The 20,402-nt window shown below is 64.3% G+C and carries 14 protein-coding genes; 10 read left to right on the top strand and 4 right to left on the bottom strand.

What is annotated here, in order from left to right:
• Positions 1 to 25: 25 nt before the first annotated feature.
• The 4 genes from RW095_RS28520 to RW095_RS28505 form a co-directional block, all read right to left on the bottom strand.
• Positions 26 to 2,983 carry an ATP-binding protein gene (locus RW095_RS28520; protein WP_317022111.1) on the bottom strand — a complete coding sequence of 986 codons (2,958 nt, stop codon included), beginning with the start codon at positions 2,981 to 2,983 and terminating at the stop codon, positions 26 to 28.
• Positions 2,984 to 3,158: 175 nt separating this feature from the next.
• Positions 3,159 to 4,073, bottom strand: a complete 915-nt coding sequence (locus tag RW095_RS28515; RefSeq protein WP_317022110.1) for a helix-turn-helix transcriptional regulator — start codon at positions 4,071 to 4,073, stop codon at positions 3,159 to 3,161.
• 442 nt (positions 4,074 to 4,515) lie between these two features.
• Positions 4,516 to 5,337: an alpha/beta fold hydrolase gene (locus tag RW095_RS28510; RefSeq protein WP_317022109.1), complete on the bottom strand. Its 822-nt coding sequence runs from the start codon at positions 5,335 to 5,337 to the stop codon at positions 4,516 to 4,518.
• Positions 5,338 to 5,688: 351 nt separating this feature from the next.
• A complete protein-coding gene (locus tag RW095_RS28505) occupies positions 5,689 to 6,207 on the bottom strand; it encodes a Dps family protein (protein WP_317022108.1) in 519 nt (172 codons plus the stop codon).
• A 436-nt stretch (positions 6,208 to 6,643) separates the two neighbouring features.
• Here RW095_RS28505 and RW095_RS28500 point away from each other — a divergent pair, with 436 nt between their 5' ends.
• The 10 genes from RW095_RS28500 (at position 6,644) to RW095_RS28455 (ending at position 20,377) form a co-directional block, all read left to right on the top strand.
• The gene (locus tag RW095_RS28500) at positions 6,644 to 8,515 is read left to right on the top strand and encodes an amidohydrolase (protein ID WP_317022107.1); all 1,872 of its coding nucleotides are present in this window, start codon (positions 6,644 to 6,646) and stop codon (positions 8,513 to 8,515) included.
• Positions 8,516 to 8,579: 64 nt separating this feature from the next.
• On the top strand, positions 8,580 to 10,049 hold the full coding sequence (locus RW095_RS28495; RefSeq protein WP_317022106.1) for a mechanosensitive ion channel family protein: 1,470 nt from the start codon (positions 8,580 to 8,582) through the stop codon (positions 10,047 to 10,049).
• 304 nt (positions 10,050 to 10,353) lie between these two features.
• A complete protein-coding gene (locus RW095_RS28490; protein ID WP_317022105.1) occupies positions 10,354 to 10,995 on the top strand; it encodes a phosphohydrolase in 642 nt (213 codons plus the stop codon).
• 23 nt (positions 10,996 to 11,018) lie between these two features.
• Positions 11,019 to 11,297 (top strand): DUF1427 family protein, encoded by a 279-nt coding sequence (locus RW095_RS28485; protein ID WP_317022104.1) that lies wholly within the window; start codon positions 11,019 to 11,021, stop codon positions 11,295 to 11,297.
• A 38-nt stretch (positions 11,298 to 11,335) separates the two neighbouring features.
• Positions 11,336 to 12,286 carry a VOC family protein gene (locus RW095_RS28480; protein WP_317022103.1) on the top strand — a complete coding sequence of 317 codons (951 nt, stop codon included), beginning with the start codon at positions 11,336 to 11,338 and terminating at the stop codon, positions 12,284 to 12,286.
• Positions 12,276 to 13,874, top strand: a complete 1,599-nt coding sequence (locus tag RW095_RS28475) for an alginate export family protein (RefSeq protein ID WP_317022102.1) — start codon at positions 12,276 to 12,278, stop codon at positions 13,872 to 13,874. The genes RW095_RS28480 and RW095_RS28475 overlap by 11 nt, the downstream gene beginning before the upstream one ends.
• An 82-nt stretch (positions 13,875 to 13,956) precedes the next feature.
• Positions 13,957 to 15,684, top strand: a complete 1,728-nt coding sequence (locus tag RW095_RS28470; protein WP_317022101.1) for an FAD-dependent oxidoreductase — start codon at positions 13,957 to 13,959, stop codon at positions 15,682 to 15,684.
• A gap of 11 nt (positions 15,685 to 15,695) precedes the next feature.
• Entirely contained in the window at positions 15,696 to 16,685 is a 990-nt protein-coding gene (locus tag RW095_RS28465) for an MBL fold metallo-hydrolase (protein ID WP_317022713.1), read from the top strand.
• Between the two features lie 72 nt (positions 16,686 to 16,757).
• Positions 16,758 to 17,273 (top strand): DUF3331 domain-containing protein, encoded by a 516-nt coding sequence (locus tag RW095_RS28460; protein WP_317022100.1) that lies wholly within the window; start codon positions 16,758 to 16,760, stop codon positions 17,271 to 17,273.
• A gap of 113 nt (positions 17,274 to 17,386) precedes the next feature.
• Positions 17,387 to 20,377, top strand: coding sequence for a winged helix-turn-helix domain-containing protein (locus tag RW095_RS28455; RefSeq protein ID WP_317022099.1), 2,991 nt, complete (start codon positions 17,387 to 17,389; stop codon positions 20,375 to 20,377).
• Positions 20,378 to 20,402: the final 25 nt, after the last annotated feature.

Raw genomic sequence — 20,402 nt, 5'->3', positions numbered from 1 at the left:
TAAACCCGCATGTGGCACGCATCAGCTAGTCGACGCGTGCGAGGCTCCCGCCCGCCTTGCGCGGGCCACGCTTGCGCGAATCGGTTGGCGCAGAATTCACCGCGGCCGCCGGCGAGGCGCTCTTGCGTTTCGCTCCGCGCATCGTTGCGAGCGTATCGAACAGCGTCTGCACATCGGTCGCGTTCGACGGCGCATCGAAATACAGCGCCATGCGTTCGAGCATTTGCAGCGCTTCAGCAGCGCGACCGTATTCCTGCCGCAAGCCGGCCAGTGCAAGCGACGCGCGCAGTTCCCACATTCTCGCGCCCTGCGAACGCGCCATGTCGATTGCCTTAATGAAGCAGGCTTCGGCGTCGGCGAGCTTGCGCTGCGCGTGCGCGGCGACTCCGAGCACGCGCCACAGTTCTGGCGCGAACACCATCTCGCCGTTGGCCTCGCAAAACTGCAGCGTGTCGGTGAGCCGGCGCGACGCTTCATCGATCCGTCCGGCGGCCACGAGTGCCTCGGCATAGGCGGTGATGAACAGCGTGATCAGGCGCCGGAAACCACGCTCGATCAGCGCGTTGAGCGAGGTCTCCAGCAGCGCGACGCCTCGCTGCTCGTCGCCGCCGAGAATGCCGCGATACGCGCACAGGCAGTTGCAGTAGTCGCGCCAGACGTCGAGGCCATGCAGCGCCGCCTGCGAGCGCATGATCTCCAGATACACCGCGCCGCGCTTGAGGTCGCCGCACATCAGCGCGAGCGGCGCGGCCGAGGCGCCGAGCGTGTGCGTGAGCAACGGCTCCATGATGTCGGGCCGCACGAGGCCGACGAGGGTATCGACGAGCTTCATCGCCTCGCCACAATGTCCCTCGAGCCACGCAATGCGCGCGAGCGTGCCATTGCAGTAGACAAGCGGATGCACGGCGATCGTGTTGTCGCGCAGTCCGCTGTATTCGAGTTCCGCGAAGCGGTCACGCGTGCGCAGCAGTTCTGCTTTGGCCTCGGCATGGCGGCCCAGGCAATGCAGCGAAATCGCTGCAATCTGGTCGGCGAGCGTCTCCTGCCACGGGTTGGCGCAATGCTGTGCAAGCTGACGCAAGCGCTTCGCGAACTGCATGGACTCGTGGATGTTGCCGCTCGAAATCATGGTGGTCCACAAGCCCCACAGCGAGCGCGCCTGAAATCCAGCATCACCGTGTTCGGTCGCGAGCGTGAGGACGCTGCGCCACAGTCGTTCGGACGTCGGGACGGAGCCGCGCACGTGCGGCAGCGCCGAAGCCAACGCCGCGCGTACGCGCATTTCGCCGAGCGCATCGACGCTGCCGGCGGGCAGCGTGTCCAATGCATGGACCGCGCGGCTTGCGCGCTCACAGCATTCCGCGATCATTCCACTGTCCAGCAGCGCGCCCGTGAGATTCGATGCGAGCTCGATGCCCAGTTGCACATCGCCGTCTGCGGAGAAGGCCCAGTCGTCTGCGTTGCGTGCGTCGTCGAGCGTGTGCTTGAGCGCCGCGACGCTGTCCGCGTTGCCACGCACCGTTTGGGCCGATTGTGCCGATTGTGCCGTTTGCGCCGTGTGCGCCATGAAACATTGCGACAGATAGCGCGCGTGGCGCACGGCCATGTCCTGCCGCTCGCCTTCGGCCTGCAGCTTTTCGAGCGCATACGCGCGTGTCGATTCCAACAGACGGTAGCGCGCCACGGGGCCGTCGAACTCCACGTTCACGAGTGACTTGGCAAGCAGCTCGCTGATCGCGCTGATCGCATCGGCCACGGTCAGCGACGCATCGCATGCCACCGCGCACATTGCTTCGAAGCTGAAGACGCCGCCGAACACCGCGCTTCGTCTGAAGAGCGCTTGCGAATCCGGATCGAGCAGCGCGAAACTCCAGTCGAACGTCGCGCGCAAGGTCTGATGGCGCGGCAACGCAGTCCGATAGCCGCCCGCGAGTATCGCCATGCGGTCGTCGAGCCGTTGATGCACGCCGGCCACGCCGAGCGTCACCACGCGCGCCGCCGCCAGTTCGAGCGCAAGCGGAATGCCGTCGAGACGTTGGCATATCTCGCCGACGAGCCGCAGTTCCGCGCTATCCGCGGCGACTTCGCGCTGCAACGAGTTGGCGCGCAGCAAAAACAGACTGACGGCCGATTGCTGCAGAATCTGCGCGTCAGGGCAGCCAGGCTGCGGCACGTCGAGCGGCTCGACCCGCAAAATCGCTTCGGCCATGATGCGCAGCGGCTCGCGGCTCGTTACGAGCACCCGCAGGTTCGCGTTGGCGGCGACCAATGCCTCGACCATTTCAGCGACGTGCGCGATCACGTGTTCGGCGTTGTCGAGCACGAGCAGACGGCGCTGGTCCGCCAGCACCAAGGCGATTTGCGCGAGGCCCGGGGTCGCGTGTTCGACGGGCAACCCGCAGCCTTGCGCGGTGGCGGCCAGCACTTCGTCGCGCGTGCCGAGCGTGGCCAGTTCCACGAACCACACGGGCTCCGCAAAATCCACGGCGGCATGACGGGCAGCTTCAATAGCGAGGCTCGTCTTGCCGATGCCGCCGGCGCCGGCTAGCGTCAGCACGCGCGTGTGTTCGAGCATGGAGCGGATTTGAGCGACGGCCGTGTCGCGCCCCACGAGTGGCGTGCGCGGAGGCGGAAGAGGGCGTCCAGCCGGCGCAGGCATCGGCGGTTTCACGGCGCTCGCGGCGCTCGCGGCACGGTGCCGCTGCACGAGTTGGTAGCCGCGGCCAGGCACGGTCAGGATCAGATCGCGGTCCGCGCCGAGAATCTTGCGCAGCGCGGACAAATGAACCTGGATATTATTTTCTTCGACGATGGTTTCCGGCCATACGGCGTCCATCAACTCATCTTTCGTGACGAGACGTCCACCGGCCTTGACGACCATCGCAAGAATTTCGAAGGCGCGCGAGCCGAGCGGCACACGTTCGCCGTCACGCCATAAGGTGCGCAGTTCCAGATCTATTTGAAAGCGGCCTAGTTCAATCATGTCGTTTTCAACTTCCGGGACAACGAGCTTGGTAAGAAGAACCTGCAGTACGACAAGTGGAAATTACCGCGTCAAATCCTTCGCGTCTTGTCGGTTAGTGCGATGCTTTGTACGAAAGTCCATTTGCGTGGGCGGCGCACCGTGAAGAGTGTGCGCTGCGAGATTTTTTATCTGCCTATAGGCGAGCCTCACGACGCCAATGTCCTGGCGGCATGCCGACGAATTGCGAAAACGTGCGCGTGAAATGGCTCTGATCGGAAAAGCCGCAAGCCATGGCGATCTCCGAGAGCGAATGGTTCGAGTGTTTCAAAAGTTCGCGAGCCTGTTCGATACGCCGCTCCAGTAGCCATTGATGCGGCGTGCGCCGCGTGGACTCGCGAAACGCGCGAATGAAGTAGCTGCGCGACAGGTTGCACGCACCGGCGATCTCTTCAATGGACACATTGCCCTGAGATCTGGCGAGCAGCATCTCTTTGGCGCGGGCTTCCTGCAACGCGGACAGGCCCCGGCTGTTGCGGTCCGACCGACGCGCGGCCTCGCCGTAGCGATCGAGCAGATGCGTGCCGATGGTCACGCCGAGTTGTTCGATGAAGAGCGGACTTGCCCCGCTTTGCGCATTGAGCGTGAGCGCGAGCATCTGCGCCAGATGACCGAGCACCGGGTCTTTGCGGCCCGCAACCGTTGCGATGCGCGCGAGGCCGCTGCCGCCGCGCTCATGGCAGGCGTCGCTGACGAAATTGCGCGACAGTTCGATCAGCACGAAGTCGAAGCCGCCTAGCAGTTCGGCGCGGTAGTCGTCGGCGAAATCGCGGACGTAGACGCTGTCGCGCTCGAACTCGTGCGTGACCCAGCGATGTTGCGAGTAGATGCGCCGGCGGTGTCCTGTTTGCAGCGATACGCCAATCAGGAAACCGCGGCCCGAGCCGTCCATTGCGACGGGGCTCGTGTCGCTGCCCACCGTGCATTTGCGATAAAACTTGAACTCGCCAGTGTCGAGTTCGAGGTCCTGGCGCAGTTGACTCGACAGACACCCGAGGGAGTCTTTGGGACGTGCGGCCGTGGCGGCGGATGCATGAAGATCGTTGAACATGTTCGTCACCTCGGGTCGTTGCAGCGCCTCAACTGCCGGTAGTCATTTACTCGAATTTATTAGGTGTAAGTTATTTGTCATTATGCCGGGTCTTCCCGGAGTTGGGAAACCCCGCTAATTATCGTGCGCTCAAATAATAAGCACGAAACATCATATGTATTACGCGAGTACCGGCCTATGGGGCTTTGCACGGTTAGCCCACGTAGCTAACGCTCGAACACAATGTGATTTATTTTTGACCGACATATCGCCGTAATGGATTTTCGCGGACAAAATCCACTCGCGGTAATTCATGTATACATTGAGCTTCTATTAATCGGCTTCGCAATTTGAAGCCGATTGCATCAGCGATTGGCGCAGCGGCGCAATGCGTCGAAAGAAAGGAAAAGCGCAGGGAAAAGCGGAAGCGGCGCCGCTGTAATGCGGCGCGCGCCGGCTGGTTTTAGCTCTGCAGGAATTCGAGCAGGTCGGCGTTGACCTTGTCGGCTTGCGTGGTGCACATGCCGTGCGGCGCGCCGGCATAGACCTTCAGCGTCGCATTCTTCACGAGCTTGGCCGACAGGCGGGCTGAGTCGTCGATCGGCACGATCTGGTCGTCGTCGCCGTGAAGGATCAGCGTGGGCACGTCGATCTTCTTCAGGTCCGCTGTGTAGTCGACCTCGGAGAACTGCTTGATGCACTCATACTGGCCTTTGATCGAACCGAGCATGCCTTCGCGCCAGAATTCGTCGATCGTGCCTTGCGAAACTTTCGCGTTCGGGCGATTGAAACCGTAGAACGGCACCGCCAGGTCCTTGTAGAACTGCGAGCGGTTTGCCGCCACGTTCGCGCGAATGCCGTCGAACACGGACATCGGCAAGCCGTTCGGATTGGCTTCGGTCTTGACCATGATCGGCGGCACGGCGCCGATCAGCACGGCCTTGGCGACGCGCGAAGTGCCGTGGCGGCCGATATAGTGAGCGACCTCGCCACCGCCAGTCGAATGGCCGACGAGCGTGGCTTCCTTCAGGTCGAGCGCCTCGATCACGGCGGCCAGATCATCCGCGTAGGTGTCCATGTCGTTGCCGTGCGACGGCTGGTCCGAGCGGCCATGGCCACGACGGTCGTGAGCGATCACACGGTAGCCTTTCTGCACGAGGAACAGCATCTGCGCGTCCCATGCGTCCGCATCGAGCGGCCAGCCGTGCGAAAAGACAACCGGCTTACCGGAACCCCAGTCCTTGAAGAAAATGCGCGTGCCGTCTTTGGTCGTGACCGTGTTCATGGTGTGTCGCTCTCCGTGCTTTGAGTGAGAAGAATTGCCCGCATGGCTGCTGCCGCCAGCCGTTGCCGCCAGCGCGACGCTGGGCGCTGCGATAGCGGCAACGGCCGCGCCTGCGCCCGCTGCGAGCAGCTGGCGGCGGTTCGCCGATGGAATTGCGGATGAGTTGGCCAAATTTGTTCTCCGTGCCTGTGATGTTGTGATGTGCGTGCCGGCGCTTCGTGACGCGGCATCGCAGGGTTTCGAATCGTACGGGCGCGAATATTCCCCGTACTTCAGATTGCTTAATTGTTGTTAAGGCGGGTGACCGAACGCGTGCTGGGAATGGCGCGTCGTAAGGCGGCTTGCGCGCGTTCAGTCGTGGCGCCCCGACTCGAACAGGAACCACACGCGCTGCTCCGCTTCGTCGATCCAGTTTTCGAGCAGGCTCGCACTCGCGACGTCGCCGTATTCATCGCACAGCGAATGCGTTTCGCCCATATAGCCGGCGAGCGCCAGGTTGTCCTCGCGCAGTTCCGCGAGCATGTCGCCGGGCGTGACGAACTCGGCGTCGTTATCGGCGATACGTTGCAGCTTCGTGATGTGGCCTGCCGAGCGCAGCGTTTTTCCGCCGATCTTGCGGGCGCGCTCCGCGATCGGATCGGTCGTCGCGTAGATCTGGTTCGCCTGGTCGTCGAGCAGCAGGTGATAGTCGCGGAAGTACGGCCCGGACATATGCCAGTGAAAGTTCTTCGTCTTCAGATACAGCGCGAATACATCGGCGAGCAGGGTGGTCAATGCGGCGGCGATGTCGCGCGTCGCGTCTTCGGTAAGGCGGGTCGGCGTCTTGAGCGGTGCCGCGCGATGCGCCGCTGCCTGCTTTTCGTCTTTCATGGCGAGTCCTTGATCGAGGGTGGTGAGTGGCTCTGCGAGCGTGCCCGTTCATATGCCCATTGAGCGCCCAGTCAGTGTAGGAAGAGCGGGTGCATAAAGTCCTGCAAAAATAATGAAAACTTCTGAGGCGCGTGCGCACACTCGCCGCGGTGGTTTTCGCGGACAGTTCCTGCAAAAAAGTTACTTCGGGGATTCGCTTTGAGAACCCGCATCAGGAACTCGCTTTGAGAACCCGCCTTGAGAACCCGCCTTGAGAACCCGCTCTAGGAACCAGCTCTAGGAACCCGCATTAAGAACTCGCATTAAGAACTATTAAGGGCTTCGACAAGGACCTGGCAAAGCGCCGCCGATAGACTGCCTCCCAGTTCGACTCGCCATCCAGGTGAGCGCGGCATATCTCATCAGCCTGCCTGTCCTTTCTCACACGGAGCCCGTCATGTCCAAAGACCTGTCACCCGGATTCACCCCGGCCGAGGTCGTATTCTTCAACGGCAAGATCGCGACGCAGGACGAGAAGCGCTCGTTCGCCGATTCGCTCGCCGTCGCGAACGGCCGCGTTGTCGCCGCAGGCTCGCGCGATGCCGTGATGCGTCACGTGAACGACGCCACTCGCCACGTCGACCTGAAAGGCCGCACGGTCATTCCAGGTCTGAACGACTCGCACCTGCACATCATTCGCGGCGGTCTGAACTTCAACATGGAGTTGCGCTGGGACGGCGTGCCGTCGCTCGCGGACGCGCTCGACATGTTGCGCAAGCAGGTGGCCCGCACGCCCGCGCCGCAGTGGGTTCGCGTGGTCGGCGGATGGAACGAATTCCAGTTCGCCGAGCGTCGTGGACCGACGCTCGAAGAGATCAACGCGATCGCGCCGGATACGCCGGTGTTCATCCTGCATCTGTACGACAGCGCGCTCCTGAATGCGGCGGCGCTGCGTGCGGTCGGCTACACGAAAGACACGCCCAATCCGCCGGGCGGCGAGACCCAGCGCGACAAGCGCGGCAATCCGACCGGCATGCTGATCGCGCGGCCCAACGCCGGCCTGCTTTACGCGACGCTTGCCAAAGGTCCGAAGCTCGCGCTGGAAGATCAACGCAACTCCACGCGCCACTTCATGCGCGAGTTGAACCGGCTCGGCGTGACGAGCGCGATCGACGCGGGCGGCGGCTATCAGGCTTATCCGGACGACTACGCCGTCATCATGGAGATGGCGAAGCACAATGAGTTGACCGTGCGAATCGCCTATAACCTTTTCACGCAGAACGCAAAGAAGGAAATCGAAGACTTCGCGAAGTGGGTGAAGATGACAAAGCCTGGCGAAGGCGACGACTTCCTGCGCGTGAACGGCGCGGGTGAGATGCTGGTCTTTTCCGCCGCGGACTTCGAAGATTTCCTGGAACCGCGACCCGACTTGCCCGACACGCTCGAAGCCGAACTCGAGGCGGTGGTGCGGCTGCTCGTCGCGAATCGCTGGCCGTTCCGCCTGCATGCCACCTACAACGAGTCGATCGAGCGCTTTCTCAACGTGTTCGAGCGCGTGAACGCCGACATTCCGTTCGACGGCCTGCGCTGGTTCTTCGACCATTGCGAGACCATCACACAGAAGAACATCGAGCGGGTGCGCGCGCTGGGCGGCGGCATAGCGATCCAGCACCGGATGGCTTATCAGGGCGAGTACTTCATCCAGCAATACGGCGAAGAGGCGGTCAAGCACACGCCGCCCATCTGCAAGATGCTCGACGCGGGCCTGCCGGTCGGCGCGGGCACGGACGCGACGCGCGTCGCCAGTTTCAATCCATTCGTGTCGCTGTACTGGATGGTGTCGGGCAAGACGGTGGGCGGCACGGCAATGTATTCGAGCGCGAACAAGCTCGATCGCATGGAAGCGCTGCGCCGCTACACGGTGGGCAGCGCCTGGTTCTCGAACGAGGACGACCGCAAGGGCGCGCTCATGCCGGGCCAGTTCGCCGACTTCGCCGTGCTGAGCGACGACTACTTCAGCGTCGAGGAAACCAGCATCAAATACCTTGAATCGGTGATGACGGTGGTGGGCGGCAAGGTCGTCTATGCGGCCGACGAGTTCGCGCCGCTCGCGCCGCCCGATCTGCCGGTGAGTCCGTCGTGGTCGCCAGTCGCGGAGTTCGGCGGCTATAGCCGCTATAAGCCGACCGCCGTTGCTTGCGTGGACGGCTGCGTGAATTTGTGCGGCGTCCATGCTCATGCACATGGCTGGGCATGGCGCAAGAACGTGCCCGTCAGCGATTCCAACGGGTTCTGGGGCGCGCTCGGCTGCAGCTGCTTCGCGTTCTGACGCGCGGCGCGCTGCTCCACGTTGCTCCGACCTTCATCGTGCTTCGTCGTAAGCGGGAATCAACATGCCGACTCTGACCGACGGCGTGCTCTATGGGCTCGGCATTCTGGTTCTCGACTTCCTCGCGTGGCGCTTCATGGGCCGCCGCAACGCGAGCGCGCGGCTCGCGTTGCGCGTGATCATGTTTGGCCTGTCGAGCTACGTGCTCTTCACCCACGGCATGAATCCGCTGCGCGAGGCGCCGTGGCGCGCGGAGCCCGTGCGCCATCTGCTTGCGCAGATGCTCGAAGTGATCTGGTGGCTGCAGGGTGCGCGGCTCGTTACCGTCGTGCTCGATCGCATGGTGCTGCCCGAGACCTGGCACAAGGAGCGCCTCTTCCAGGACGTGCTCGGTGCTCTCGTGTTTCTGGCCGCCGCGATCGGCGCGATTGCGTTTGTGTTGCAACTGCCCGTGCGCGGACTGCTCGCCACCTCAGGCGCGGTCGCTGTGGTGCTGGGACTCGCGATCCAGAGCACGTTGAACGACGTGTTCTCCGGCGTGGTGTTGAATGCGACGCAGCCGTTTCGCATCGGCGACTGGATCACCGTCGGCGAAGTGGAAGGCAAGGTGGTGGAAAGCAACTGGCGCGCGACGAGCCTGCTGAACGGACAGGGCAACATCGTCGTGATCCCGAACAGCGCGGCGGCACGCACGAATATCGTCAACGCGAACCAGCCGATGCATACGCATGGCGTGAGCGTGCTGCTGCCGGTGAAACCGTCGATTCGTCCGGCGACCGTCTTGCAGGCGCTGATGCACGCCGCCGCCAGTTCGCCCGAGGTGCTCGCCGAGCCGAAGCCGCTCGTCAGCGTGAAGCGCGCCACAAACGACGCGATCGAGTACGAGATCGTCTGCTACGTCGACGCATGGAACAAGAAGATCGGCGTGCGCAACGACCTCTACGACCTCGCGCACCGGCATCTGCTCTCGCGCGGCGTGGTGTTGCGGCCACTGTCGGTAGCGGAGCCCACGGGCGAGCCCACGGACGAAAAGCAGCGGCTCTTGCGCAACGTGCTGATCTTCCAGACGCTCGACGACGCGGAGATCGGCGAGCTCGCCGGCCAACTGACGCTGCACGAGTTCAATGCCGACGGCACCATCTATACCGCCGCCGACGAGGGCGGGCATGAGTTGCACATTCTCGCGCGCGGCGTTGCCAAGGTCGTCGTGCCGAAAGACGGCGGCGAGGCGGAATTGCGCAGGCTCGCGCCGGGCGACTCGGTTGGGCAGTCGGGAATACTCGCCGGCGTGAGAACCGGGGTGGTCGTGCGCGCGCTCACGCGCGCCACGGTGTTCCGGCTCGACAAAAGCGCGCTTACACCGATCCTCGCGCGGCGCCCCGAAGTCGCGCGTGAAATGTGCCGGTTGCTCTCCGTCCATCACGAAAGCGAAAAGATGCTGCTTGCGACATCGGCCACCGCCGGCGAAGGCAGCGGCGGCCTGCTGCAATGGATCCGCGACGGCGTGCGGCGCTTCCACGACCTTGCACTGTGAGGGCCGCCGATTGGAATGCGGCCTTCGCTTAAGGCTTTTTAAGGTGGCGCCAAAGCTTTTATCGACGGCAATCGTTACGCTGGATGGAACCGGACCGCGGACGGTTCAGAGCGGCGGCGCTCGTGAGCGGCGCGAAGCTGGCCGTCTACGAAGGCGCGCCGCATGCCGTCTACTTCACGCACAAGGACCGGTTCATCAGGACCTGCTGGAATGCGCGCGTTCGTAGGCGTCGTGCGCAAACGAGGGCTCTCTGGCGACGAGGCCCGCGCGCATCGCCGGCGATGCGGCATATGGAGGAGGTGACATGAAGAAAACCATTGCGGGCATCGACATGCCCGACAGTGCGATGGCCCGTGGGGCAACCGAGCGGATCCGCGCGACCGAGTCTGCGCTGATGTTCCATCACGCGCAGCGGGCGTTTCTGTTCGGTGCGCTGACTGGCTATCGCCAGAACATGGTTTTCGACATGGAACTGCTTTATGTGGGTGCGATGTTTCATAACGTTGGCCTGAATAGCGCGCATCGGCGTTCGTCGTGCCGCTACGAAGTGGACAGCGCGAATGCCGCGCGCGATTTCATGCGCGAGCACCGGGCGGCGGCAAGCGCGATCGACGAAGTGTGGATAGCGATCGCATTGCACACGACGCCGGGCATTCCCGAGCATCTCGCGCCGCTTGTCGCGTTGCTCGCCGCGGGCGTGCAGATGGACGTGCGCGGCGCGCGCTACGACGAATATGCGGTAGAGGAGCGTGACGAAATCGTGCAGGCGTGTCCGCGCGAAGTGGGTTTCAAGAAGCGGATTCTCGAGGAGTACGCGCGCGGCATGGAGCATCGTCCGCAAACGACGTTCGGCACGGTCAACGCCGACGTGCTCGACCGATGGGATCCGAATTACCGGCGTCTGAATTTTTGCGGGCTGGTGCTCGGTTCGGAATGGCCGAACTGATCCGGCCTCGATAGGAGATTGGCATGGGCTACATCATTTCATTGGGAGTCGGCTTCGGCGTCGGACTCCTTTACTGGCTGCTCAAGGTGCAGTCGCCGGCGCCGCCGCTGATCGCGCTCGCCGGCCTGCTCGGCATGGTGCTCGGCGAACACGCGATACCCGTGGTGAAGGCTCAGTTCTTCGCACAGAGCGCGGCGGTGGAGGCGGCATCGCCATCGTCGGCATTGCCGGTTCCCGCGCCAATGCCTGACGGGTCCACGCAGAAGGCGGGCGCGCCCGGCGCCTCGAAACAGGGCGGTTGATTGCACTCGAATTCTTTCAACATCATCAGGTAAATCACATGTTCCATTTGCTTCAGCGTTATCGTCCTCTCGCGGCAGTTTCCGCCGCGTTGCTGATCGGCCTCGCGCCGCTCACATCCGCTTACGCCGATGCCGGTCCGCCCGAAGTCGCAAGCGCGAATACCGCGCTCGCCGCGCGCCAGCCGGATGTGTCGGTCGGTCCGCAATACGACACGACGCACGTGTACGTGGCGTCCGCGGATCTGGACGCGTTCGTCAGCAGCTTTATCGCGACGTTCGGCGGCAAGGCGTCGCCGCGCGCGGTGTTCACCGTCACGCCGACGCCCAGCAAGACCGCGTCGCAATATGTGCAGACGCCGGTCGGCATGCTGTCGGTGTTCGGCTTCGAAACGCCGGTTCCGTATCCGTTCGGCAATGAGCGCACAGGCTATCTGGTCACGAACATCGATCAGGCGGTGAAGGCCGCGCGCGCGGCGGGCGCGGATGTGTTGGTGGACAGCTTCGACGACCCCATCGGCAAGGACGCGATCATCCAGTGGCCGGGCGGTCTGACGATGCAGCTCTACTGGCACACGAAGGCGCCGAACTATGCGCCGCTGCAGAGCGTGCCCGATAACCGCGTGTATGTGTCGCGCTACGAGGCGAACAACTTCGTGCGCCGCTGGCTGCACTTTTCGCACGGCAAGATCGTCTCGGACAACCCGCGCGCCGACGCCGGCGTGATCGGCCGCCCGGGCGAAACGATCCGCGAGATTCGCATCGCTTCCGGCTTCGGCCGCATGGTGGTGTTCGTCACCGACGGCAAGCTGCCGTTCCCGTTCGGCCGCGAAACGACCGGCTATGCAGTCGACGATCTTGCACAGACGCTGCAACGCGCGCAAGCGGCCGGTGCAAAGGTGGTTTATGCGCCGTATGACAGCGCAACGGGCAAGACCGCAGTGCTCGAATTCCCGGGCGGATATATCGCCGAAGTGCACGATGGCCGGTAAAGCGCGCGCAATCAAGGCGCTGCTGGCAGTGGGTCCGCGTCGGCCGCCCCGGCCGCATCCGTCAGCGCGAGCGGCGCGAGCGCGGCCTGGGCGGGGCGCCGCGCTGCGCGCGTGGCTGCTCGGCAAGGGGCCCGCAGCGAGCTTCAAGGCCAGTCTGACCGTAGGGCTCGCGGCCGCGGGCCTCACCGCGGCACTGCCGGCAATGGCAGCCGACACCGCGCTCGGCAGCGCCGACGACACCACGGCCGTGAGCGCTCCGGCAGCAGGCACCTCGTGCGCGCGCCCGGCGGTGATGTTCAACCGCTGGCAGGAAAACTGGTCGGCGCTCGCGAACCCTTGCGTGCCCAGGCGCCCGTTCGACTCGCTCAAGTACATTCCGCTGTTCGGCAATCCCGACGCGTACGTGTCGCTCGGCGTCGTGCTGCGCGAGCGGCTCGAAATGAACGACGCGCCGCTCTTCGGTCTCGGCGCGGGACACGACGATACGTATCTGCTGCAACGCCTGGAAGTGCATGCCGACGTACACCTCGGTCCTCACGTGCAGATCTTCACTCAGTTCGAGGATGCCCGCCCGTACGGCAAGGACAATGTCACGCCGGTCGACAAGAATCCGCTCGACTTGCGCCAGGCTTTTGTCGCTATCGTCGAGCCGCTCGGCCCGGGCGTCGTCAAGTTTCGGCTCGGCCGTCAGGAGATGGCGTTCGACTTGCAGCGTTTCATTTCCGTGCGCGACGGCCCGAATGTGCGCCAGGCGTTCGACGCGATCTGGGCCGACTACGAGACGGGTCTGTGGCGCTGGATCGCGTATGCGACGCAGCCGGTGCAGTACCGCAATAACAGTGATTTCGACGATGTGTCGAACCGGCATCTGACGTTCAGCGGCGTGCGCGTGGAGCGCAAAGCCGTCGGCCCGGGCGACGTGTCCGCGTATTACTCGCGCTACAACCGCAGCAACGCGCGTTTTCTCGACGCGGCCGGCGACGAACACCGCGATGTATTCGATGCACGCTATTCGGGCACGCTGAACCACATCGACTGGGACATCGAGACGATGTATCAGTCGGGGCATGTCGGCACGAAGACGATCGGCGCGTGGGCAGTCGGCTCGCTCGCGGGCTATACGTTCGCGTCGACGCCGTGGACGCCGCGCATCGGTATTCAGGTGGATGCGGCTTCGGGCGACACTCATCCTGGCGACGGCCGCGTCGGCACCTTCAATCCGCTCTTTCCGAACGGCTACTACTTCGCGCTTGCGGGTTACACCGGCTATACGAACCTGATTCACGTGAAGCCGTCGCTGATCATCAAGCCGACGAGCAAGCTCTCGCTGCTCGCGGGCGTTGGTCTGCAATGGCGCGAGACCACCGCCGACGCTGTCTATCAGCAAGGCTCGGCGGTCGTGCCGGGCACGGCGGGGCACGGCTCGCGCTGGACCGGTTTCTATACCCAATTACGCGCCGACTGGGCAGTCACCGCGAATCTCGCGGCGGCACTCGAAGCCGTGCATTTTCAGGTGGGACCGTCGCTGCGCGAACTGGGCGCGCGCAACGCCGACTATGTCGGCGCGGAACTGAAGTTCGGATGGTAGAGGCTTGGTAGAGGGTTGGTAGGGGTTGGTAGCGGCTGATATCGGATCGATTGAGGCCGTTACGAAAACAAAGGTCATCGTTATGAGCACTTCCGGTTTATCGCCCGATGTGGCGCAACCGTCCGAGCTGGAGTTTCCGTATTCGTCGCTCGAATACCGGCAACATCAGATGTTCCCGCGTCTGTCGCCTGCGGAGATTCAAAGCGTGCGCCGCTTCGCACGCCCGATGAACTTCAAGGCAGGCGAGCTGATCTTCGAGACCGGGCAGATCGCGCTCGGGCTCTTCGTGTTGCTGCATGGCCGCGTGCGGATCTTTTCACGCGACAGCTTCGGCCGCTCGACGCTCGTGACCGAGCACGACGACGGCCATTTCATGGCGGAGATGGCGCAGCTTTCCGGCAAGCCCGCGCTGATCGACGGCCTCGCTCTGACCGATGTCGAGACGCTGGTGATCGAGCCCGAGCGTTTGCGAGCGCTGATCGTCGCGGATGCGCAACTCGGCGAGCACATCATGCGCGCGCTGATTCTGCGCCGGCTCGGACTGATCGAGCAGGGGCTCGGGCCGATCATCGTCGGTAATGGCGACGACGCACGCCTCGTAGGCCTGCAAGGCTTCCTGCGCCGCAATGCGTATCCGGCGACCGTGATCGACGCGCGTTCCGATCCCGAAGCAGTGACCTTGCTCGGCGGCATGACCACCGGCCCCGGCGACTTTCCGCTGGTGTTCTGCCCGAACGGGCATGTGTTGCGCGCGCCGGACGAGGCGCAACTCGCGTCGTGCCTCGGGCTCGTGCCGACCTTCGAGCAGTCGCACAGGTACGACGTCGCGATCGTCGGCGCCGGTCCGGCCGGACTGGCGGCCTCGGTCTATGCGGCCACCGAGGGACTCTCGGTGGCCGTGTTCGATCAGCGCGCGCCCGGCGGCCAGGCGGGCGCGAGCTCGCGCATCGAAAACTATCTGGGCTTTCCCACCGGCATCTCCGGGCAGGCGCTCGCCGCGCGCGCGTTCCAGCAGGCGCTGAAGTTCGGCGCGCATCTCGCGATTCCCGGCAAGGTCACCGAAGTAACGCGGCAAGAGGGCATGTTCGTGCTGACGCTCGTCGACGGCCAGCGCATCAGCGCGCGCACGGTCGTGGTGGCAAGCGGCGCCGCATACCGCAAGCCGACAGTGCCCGGCTTCGAACGTTTCGAGGGGCGCGGCACGTATTACTGGGCGTCGACGATCGAAGCGAAGCTCGTCAAAGGCCAGGACATCGTGCTGATGGGCGGCGGCAACTCGGCGGGCCAGGCCGTGGTGTTTCTCGCGAACTTCGCGCGCAGCATCCGCATGCTGATTCGCGGCCAGGACCTCAACGCGAGCATGTCGAAGTATCTGATCGACCGCATCGGCTCGCTGCCGAATGTCTCGTTGTGCACGGGCTGTACGCTGCGCGCGCTCGAAGGCGACGAAGCCGGCCTCACGCATCTTCGCGTGCGTCACGAACCGAGCGGCGAAGAGGAAGTGCTGGCCTCGCGGCATCTCTTTCTCTTTATCGGCGCGGAGCCGAAAACGGATTGGCTCGCGGCGAGCGGCGTCGAGCTCGACAACCGCGGCTTTCTCGTGACCGGCGTGGCGAGAAGCGCGCAGGGCGCGTCGGCGGCCAGTTCGCACTATCCGCTCGAAACCAGCGTGCCGGGCATGTTCGCGGTCGGCGACGTGCGCTCGGATTCCGCGAAACGCGTGGCCGCCGCGGTCGGCGACGGCGCGGCAGTCGTCGCCCAGATTCATGCGTACCTGAGCCAGTTGACGAAGGTCGCGGCCAACCCCTGACGGAGCAGATGATGAAGTCGATTCAACGTAGCGCAGCCCTGCATGCGGCGGCCTGCTGCCTGGTCCTATTGAGCGTCGTCACGAGCCTGTGGAGCGGCGTGGGGTTTGGCGCAGCGCCTCAGGTCAGGACTCAGGGCCCGGGCTTTTACCGGATCATGCTCGGCAGCTTCGAAGTGACCGCGCTGCTTGACGGCACGCATCCGTTTCCGATCGACACCGTGATCGAAGACGTTCCGAAGGCGGAGATCGCGCGCGACCTGGATCGCGATTTCCTGCAGGCGCCGGTGCAAGGCTCGATCAACGCGTTTCTGATCAACACGGGCTCGAAGCTGATCCTCGTCGACTCCGGCGCGGGCGTGTTGTACGGCGATTGTTGCGGCAAGCTGCTCGCCACTCTGCGGGCGGCCGGCTATCGGCCCGAACAGATCGACGAGGTGCTGCTCACGCATCTGCATAAGGACCATGTGGGCGGCATCGTGGCGAGCGGCGCGATGGCTTTTCCCAATGCTGTGGTGCGCGTGAGCCAGACCGAAGCCGACTACTGGTTGAACCCGGCCAACAAGTCCAAAGCGCCGGCCTTTCTCAGCACTTTCTTCGACGCCGCGAGTGCGAGCGTCGCCCCGTATATCGCGTCGGGCCGCTTCGAGCCTTTCAGGGGCGATGTCGAGCTCGTCCCAGGCATTCGCGCCGTCGCGCTGCCTGGGCACACGCCTGGCCACACAGGCTATCTGGTGCAGAGCGGCGCGAATCATCTGCTCGTGTGGGGCGACATCGTGCACGTGGCGGCGATCCAGTTGCAGAACCCGACGGCATCGGTCGAATACGACACCGATGCCGCCGCGGCCCAACGTTCGCGCCGAACCGCGCTCGAACTCGCCGCGAGCGAACGTTATCTGATCGGCGCCGCGCATATCGCGTTTCCGGGCCTCGGACACATCAGGAAGAACGGCAACACGTACGACTGGGTGCCGGTCAATTACGAAGCGGCGCCCGGTCAGTGAAGAAGCGTAGCCGGGCGACGCTGCCAGCAACTTCTGTCACGGGCGCCGCGCCAACACTCGAGGAGAATCACGATGCACATCGAATCCCCCGCCGGGCAATGCACGAATGCAGCGAGGCACGAAGCGGGCGTGCATCATGACGCTTGCCGCACAGCGCACGACGATCACGCGGCCACGCACGACGAGAGCCTTGCGCCGGTATGGAGCCACGTGATCAAGCGGCTCCTTGCCGGCTATCGCGGCGAAGCGGAAGGCGAAGCCTATCTTGCGGCGCCGCTCACGCGCGAGGCCGCCAATGGACCGTCGCGGCACCGGCAGGTCGAGGTGATCGAGCGTCTGTCGGAGACGTCGATCGCGGTCCTCTGGCAGGACGCGACGCTATGCCGTTACGCGGACCAGGTGTGGATCAGCTGCCGCGCCAGACTGAAGGGACGCTGCGCGGTGAGCGGGGCGACGATCCGCCGTAACGATCTGATCTACAAACCGAGGGTGCGCAGCGCGGTCCCGGTCAACGCGGCTGCGATGATTCTCGCGTCGGTCGTCGACCTGCAGCATCCGCTGGTTCAATACAAAAATTTTGAACGATAGCTTCAGTTTTTTCCGCGCATGCGAAGTTGCGGTTAGTCTAGACTTCGGGGACTCGTTGCCGGGCGGCTATTGCCCGGCCGCTTCTCCACCGGTTGCGTCCTGGATACCGCCTCATGATTCGCATCGGCCCTCTTCAAGTGGACCTTGCCAGTCGGGAACTGCTTCTCGACGGACAACCCGTGCGCATCGGCAGCCGTGCGTTCGACATGCTCGCCGTGCTGATCGCCGCGAAGGGCGAGCTGGTATCGAAGAACGACATGTTGAAAGAGGTGTGGCCCGACACCATCGTTGAAGAGAACAATCTTCAGGTTCATATGTCCGCGCTGCGCAAGGCGCTAGGCGAAAGCCGCGGACTCATCCAGACCGTGTCGGGCAGAGGCTACAGGCTCGTCGCAAGGCAGTCGCCGCTGCCGCCCGCCAACGGCGTCGATCAACACGATCTCCGAGTGGACGATGACCGGCAGGTCCGTTCTGCAGGTCAGGTGCCGCACAATCTGCCCGCGAGTTTTTCGCCGCTGATCGGCCGCGACGGCGCGTTGCGCGATGTCGCGCGCACGCTCGCATTGGCGCGGCATGTCACGCTTCTCGGCGCGGGCGGCATCGGCAAAACGCGCCTCGCGGTCGAAGTCGCGCGCGGTCTGCTCGACCATTATCCGGACGGCGTCTATCTGGTCTCGCTCGCGTCCGCGTCGGATGCAAACAGCGTGCTGGCGATGTTCGCCGCGAGCGTCGGCGTGAACAAGGCGAGCGGCCCGCTCACGCTTACGCGGGTCAGCCGGGAGTGGGGCGAACGGCGCGTGTTGTGCGTGCTCGACAACTGCGAACATGTGCTTGGGCCGGCTGCGGAACTTGCCGAGGCGCTGCTCAATGCGGGCCCTGGCGTACGTGTTCTCGCAACGAGCCGTGAGCCGCTGCGCGTCGCCGAAGAGCATTTGTACTGGGTCGCCTCGCTCGATGTTCCTGCGCACGACGATCAAGGTCAGCACGTGCTTCAGTGCAGCGCCGTGCAGCTGTTCATGTCACGCGCCCGCGCGATGGACGCACGCTTGTCGTCCGACGAGCGAAGCATCCAGCTGACCGGCACGGTATGCCGCCGGCTCGACGGCATACCGCTCGCAATCGAACTGGCGGCGGCCCGCGCGGCGATACTCGGCATAGAAACGTTGGCGGATCATCTCGACGACCGCTTCAATATGCTCACGGGCGGCAATCGTACGGCGCTGCCGCGGCATCAGACGTTGAAGGCCACGCTCGACTGGAGCCACGGTCTGCTCGACGACGCGGAGCGCGCAACGCTGCGCAGGCTCGGCATTTTCGTCAACAGCTTTTCGATGAACGCGGCCATCAGCGTCGTGACGGACATCGGCTTGCAGGAACCGGAGGTGATCGCGGCGCTGTCGGGTCTCGTCGAAAAGTCGCTGGTCGTCGCCAACGTGGAGCGCGGCCGGGCGAGCTACCGGCTGCTCGAAACCACCCGCGCCTACGCACTGCAAAAGCTCGACGACAACGGCGAGCGGCGCGCGGTCACGCTCAATCACGCGCGCTATTTCACGGGCTTGCTGGAACGCTACATGTCGGCCGAAGCGCGCTCAGCGGAGGCCGACGCCGACCGTTGGCATTCGCGCATGCGCGAATGGCTCGACGATCTGCGCGCGGCGCTCGGCTGGGCGCTTTCGTCGAAGGGCGACGACGCGCTCGGAGAAAAGCTCGCGGTCAAAGTGGTCGCACTGCTGTACGAGCTGTCACTCGTGGACGAATGCTGCGCGTGGGCGCGGCGCGCGCTCGACAGCGTTGCGCAAACCCATGGCGGCTCGGGCTCGACGCGGCATCTGCGAGTTCGCATGCAACTGCTCGCCGCGCTCGGTGCGGCGCTCGTCTATGTCAATGGACCGAACCGCGAAACGCTCGCGATCTGGGCCGAGGTGCTTGCGCTGGCCATCGCGCTCGGCGACCACGCATTCGAAGCGCGCGCGTTGTGGGGTATGTGGAACGCGAGCCAGTCTTCAGGTGCGGCGCGTAATGCACTTGCGTTCGCGCATCGATTCGCGTCGCTCGCGGCGCAGACGGGCGACGCAAGCAACGACATTCTTGCTTCGCATCTTCTCGGCATTGCGTCGCACTACGCGGGCCATCTGCAACAGGCGCGTGCGTCGCTCGAACGGTTTCTTCAGCATACGGACACGCTTCAGCACGGCTTGCCGCTCGGGCAGTCGATCGATCAGGGCGTGGTGGGGCGCGCCACGCTTGCGCGTCTGCTGTGGTTCCAGGGCTCGCGCGACGAGGCGCTCGATTTGTCCGAAGCCTGTGTCGCGAGCGCCTGTGCGCAGGACCAGGCAATCGTCACCTGCTACGTGCTGGTCGAAGCGGAGATTCCGCTTGCGCTGCTGTCGGGCAAACGCGAGCGCGCGGCTGAGGCTATTGCGTTGCTGCGCGATGTGTCGGCTCGTACGGGTCTCGGTGTATCGCAGGCGTGCGGCCGTTGTTTCGACGAGTATCTGCGCTCGCTCGACGACGTGAGCCCCGAGCGGCTGAATGGGTTTCGCGCCGCCCTGGACGAACTCGACGCACTGGAATACGGTGCTCAACGCGCGATGCTCGTCGCGCGGTACGGTCTTGCGTTGGGCCGCGCGGGGCGGCGCGACGAGGCAATCGCGGCGGTGACGCGGGCATTGGCGCAGTGCGACGAAAGCGGCGATCACTGGTATGTGGTCGAACTGCGGCGCGCGCACGGCGAGCTGCTTTTGCTCGGAGCCGCGGGCTCGCCGCCAGGTGGCGATGTCGTCACGGATGCGCAGGCGTGCTTGACCGCCGCGATGGAGGAATCGCTCGCGGAAGGTTGCCGGTCATTCCAATTGCGCGCCGCGACGAGTCTCGGCCAGTTGTGGTGTGCGCAAGGGCGTGCTGCCGATGCGGTGCGCCTTGTCGAATCCGCGTGCGCGAGGCTGAGCCAGGGGCGTGATCTCGAGGACTTCAAAGCCGCGCAACAACTGCTCGATGCCGCGAGAGTGGCGTCCCGGGTCGTCCCGCCATGCGTGGATAGGCAGAGCGATGTGAGCCCGCGTCTCCCGAAGCGTACGCGGCAGAAAGTCAGCGAAGGCCGCTAGCGTTGCGTTGAGCCGTTTGATTGCG

The organism is Paraburkholderia kirstenboschensis (assembly GCF_032806925.1).
In the GTDB taxonomy this organism is placed as follows: Bacteria; Pseudomonadota; Gammaproteobacteria; order Burkholderiales; family Burkholderiaceae; genus Paraburkholderia; species Paraburkholderia kirstenboschensis.
Note: the sequence above shows the minus strand (reverse complement) of the source record. Positions and strands in the feature narration are given on the sequence as shown.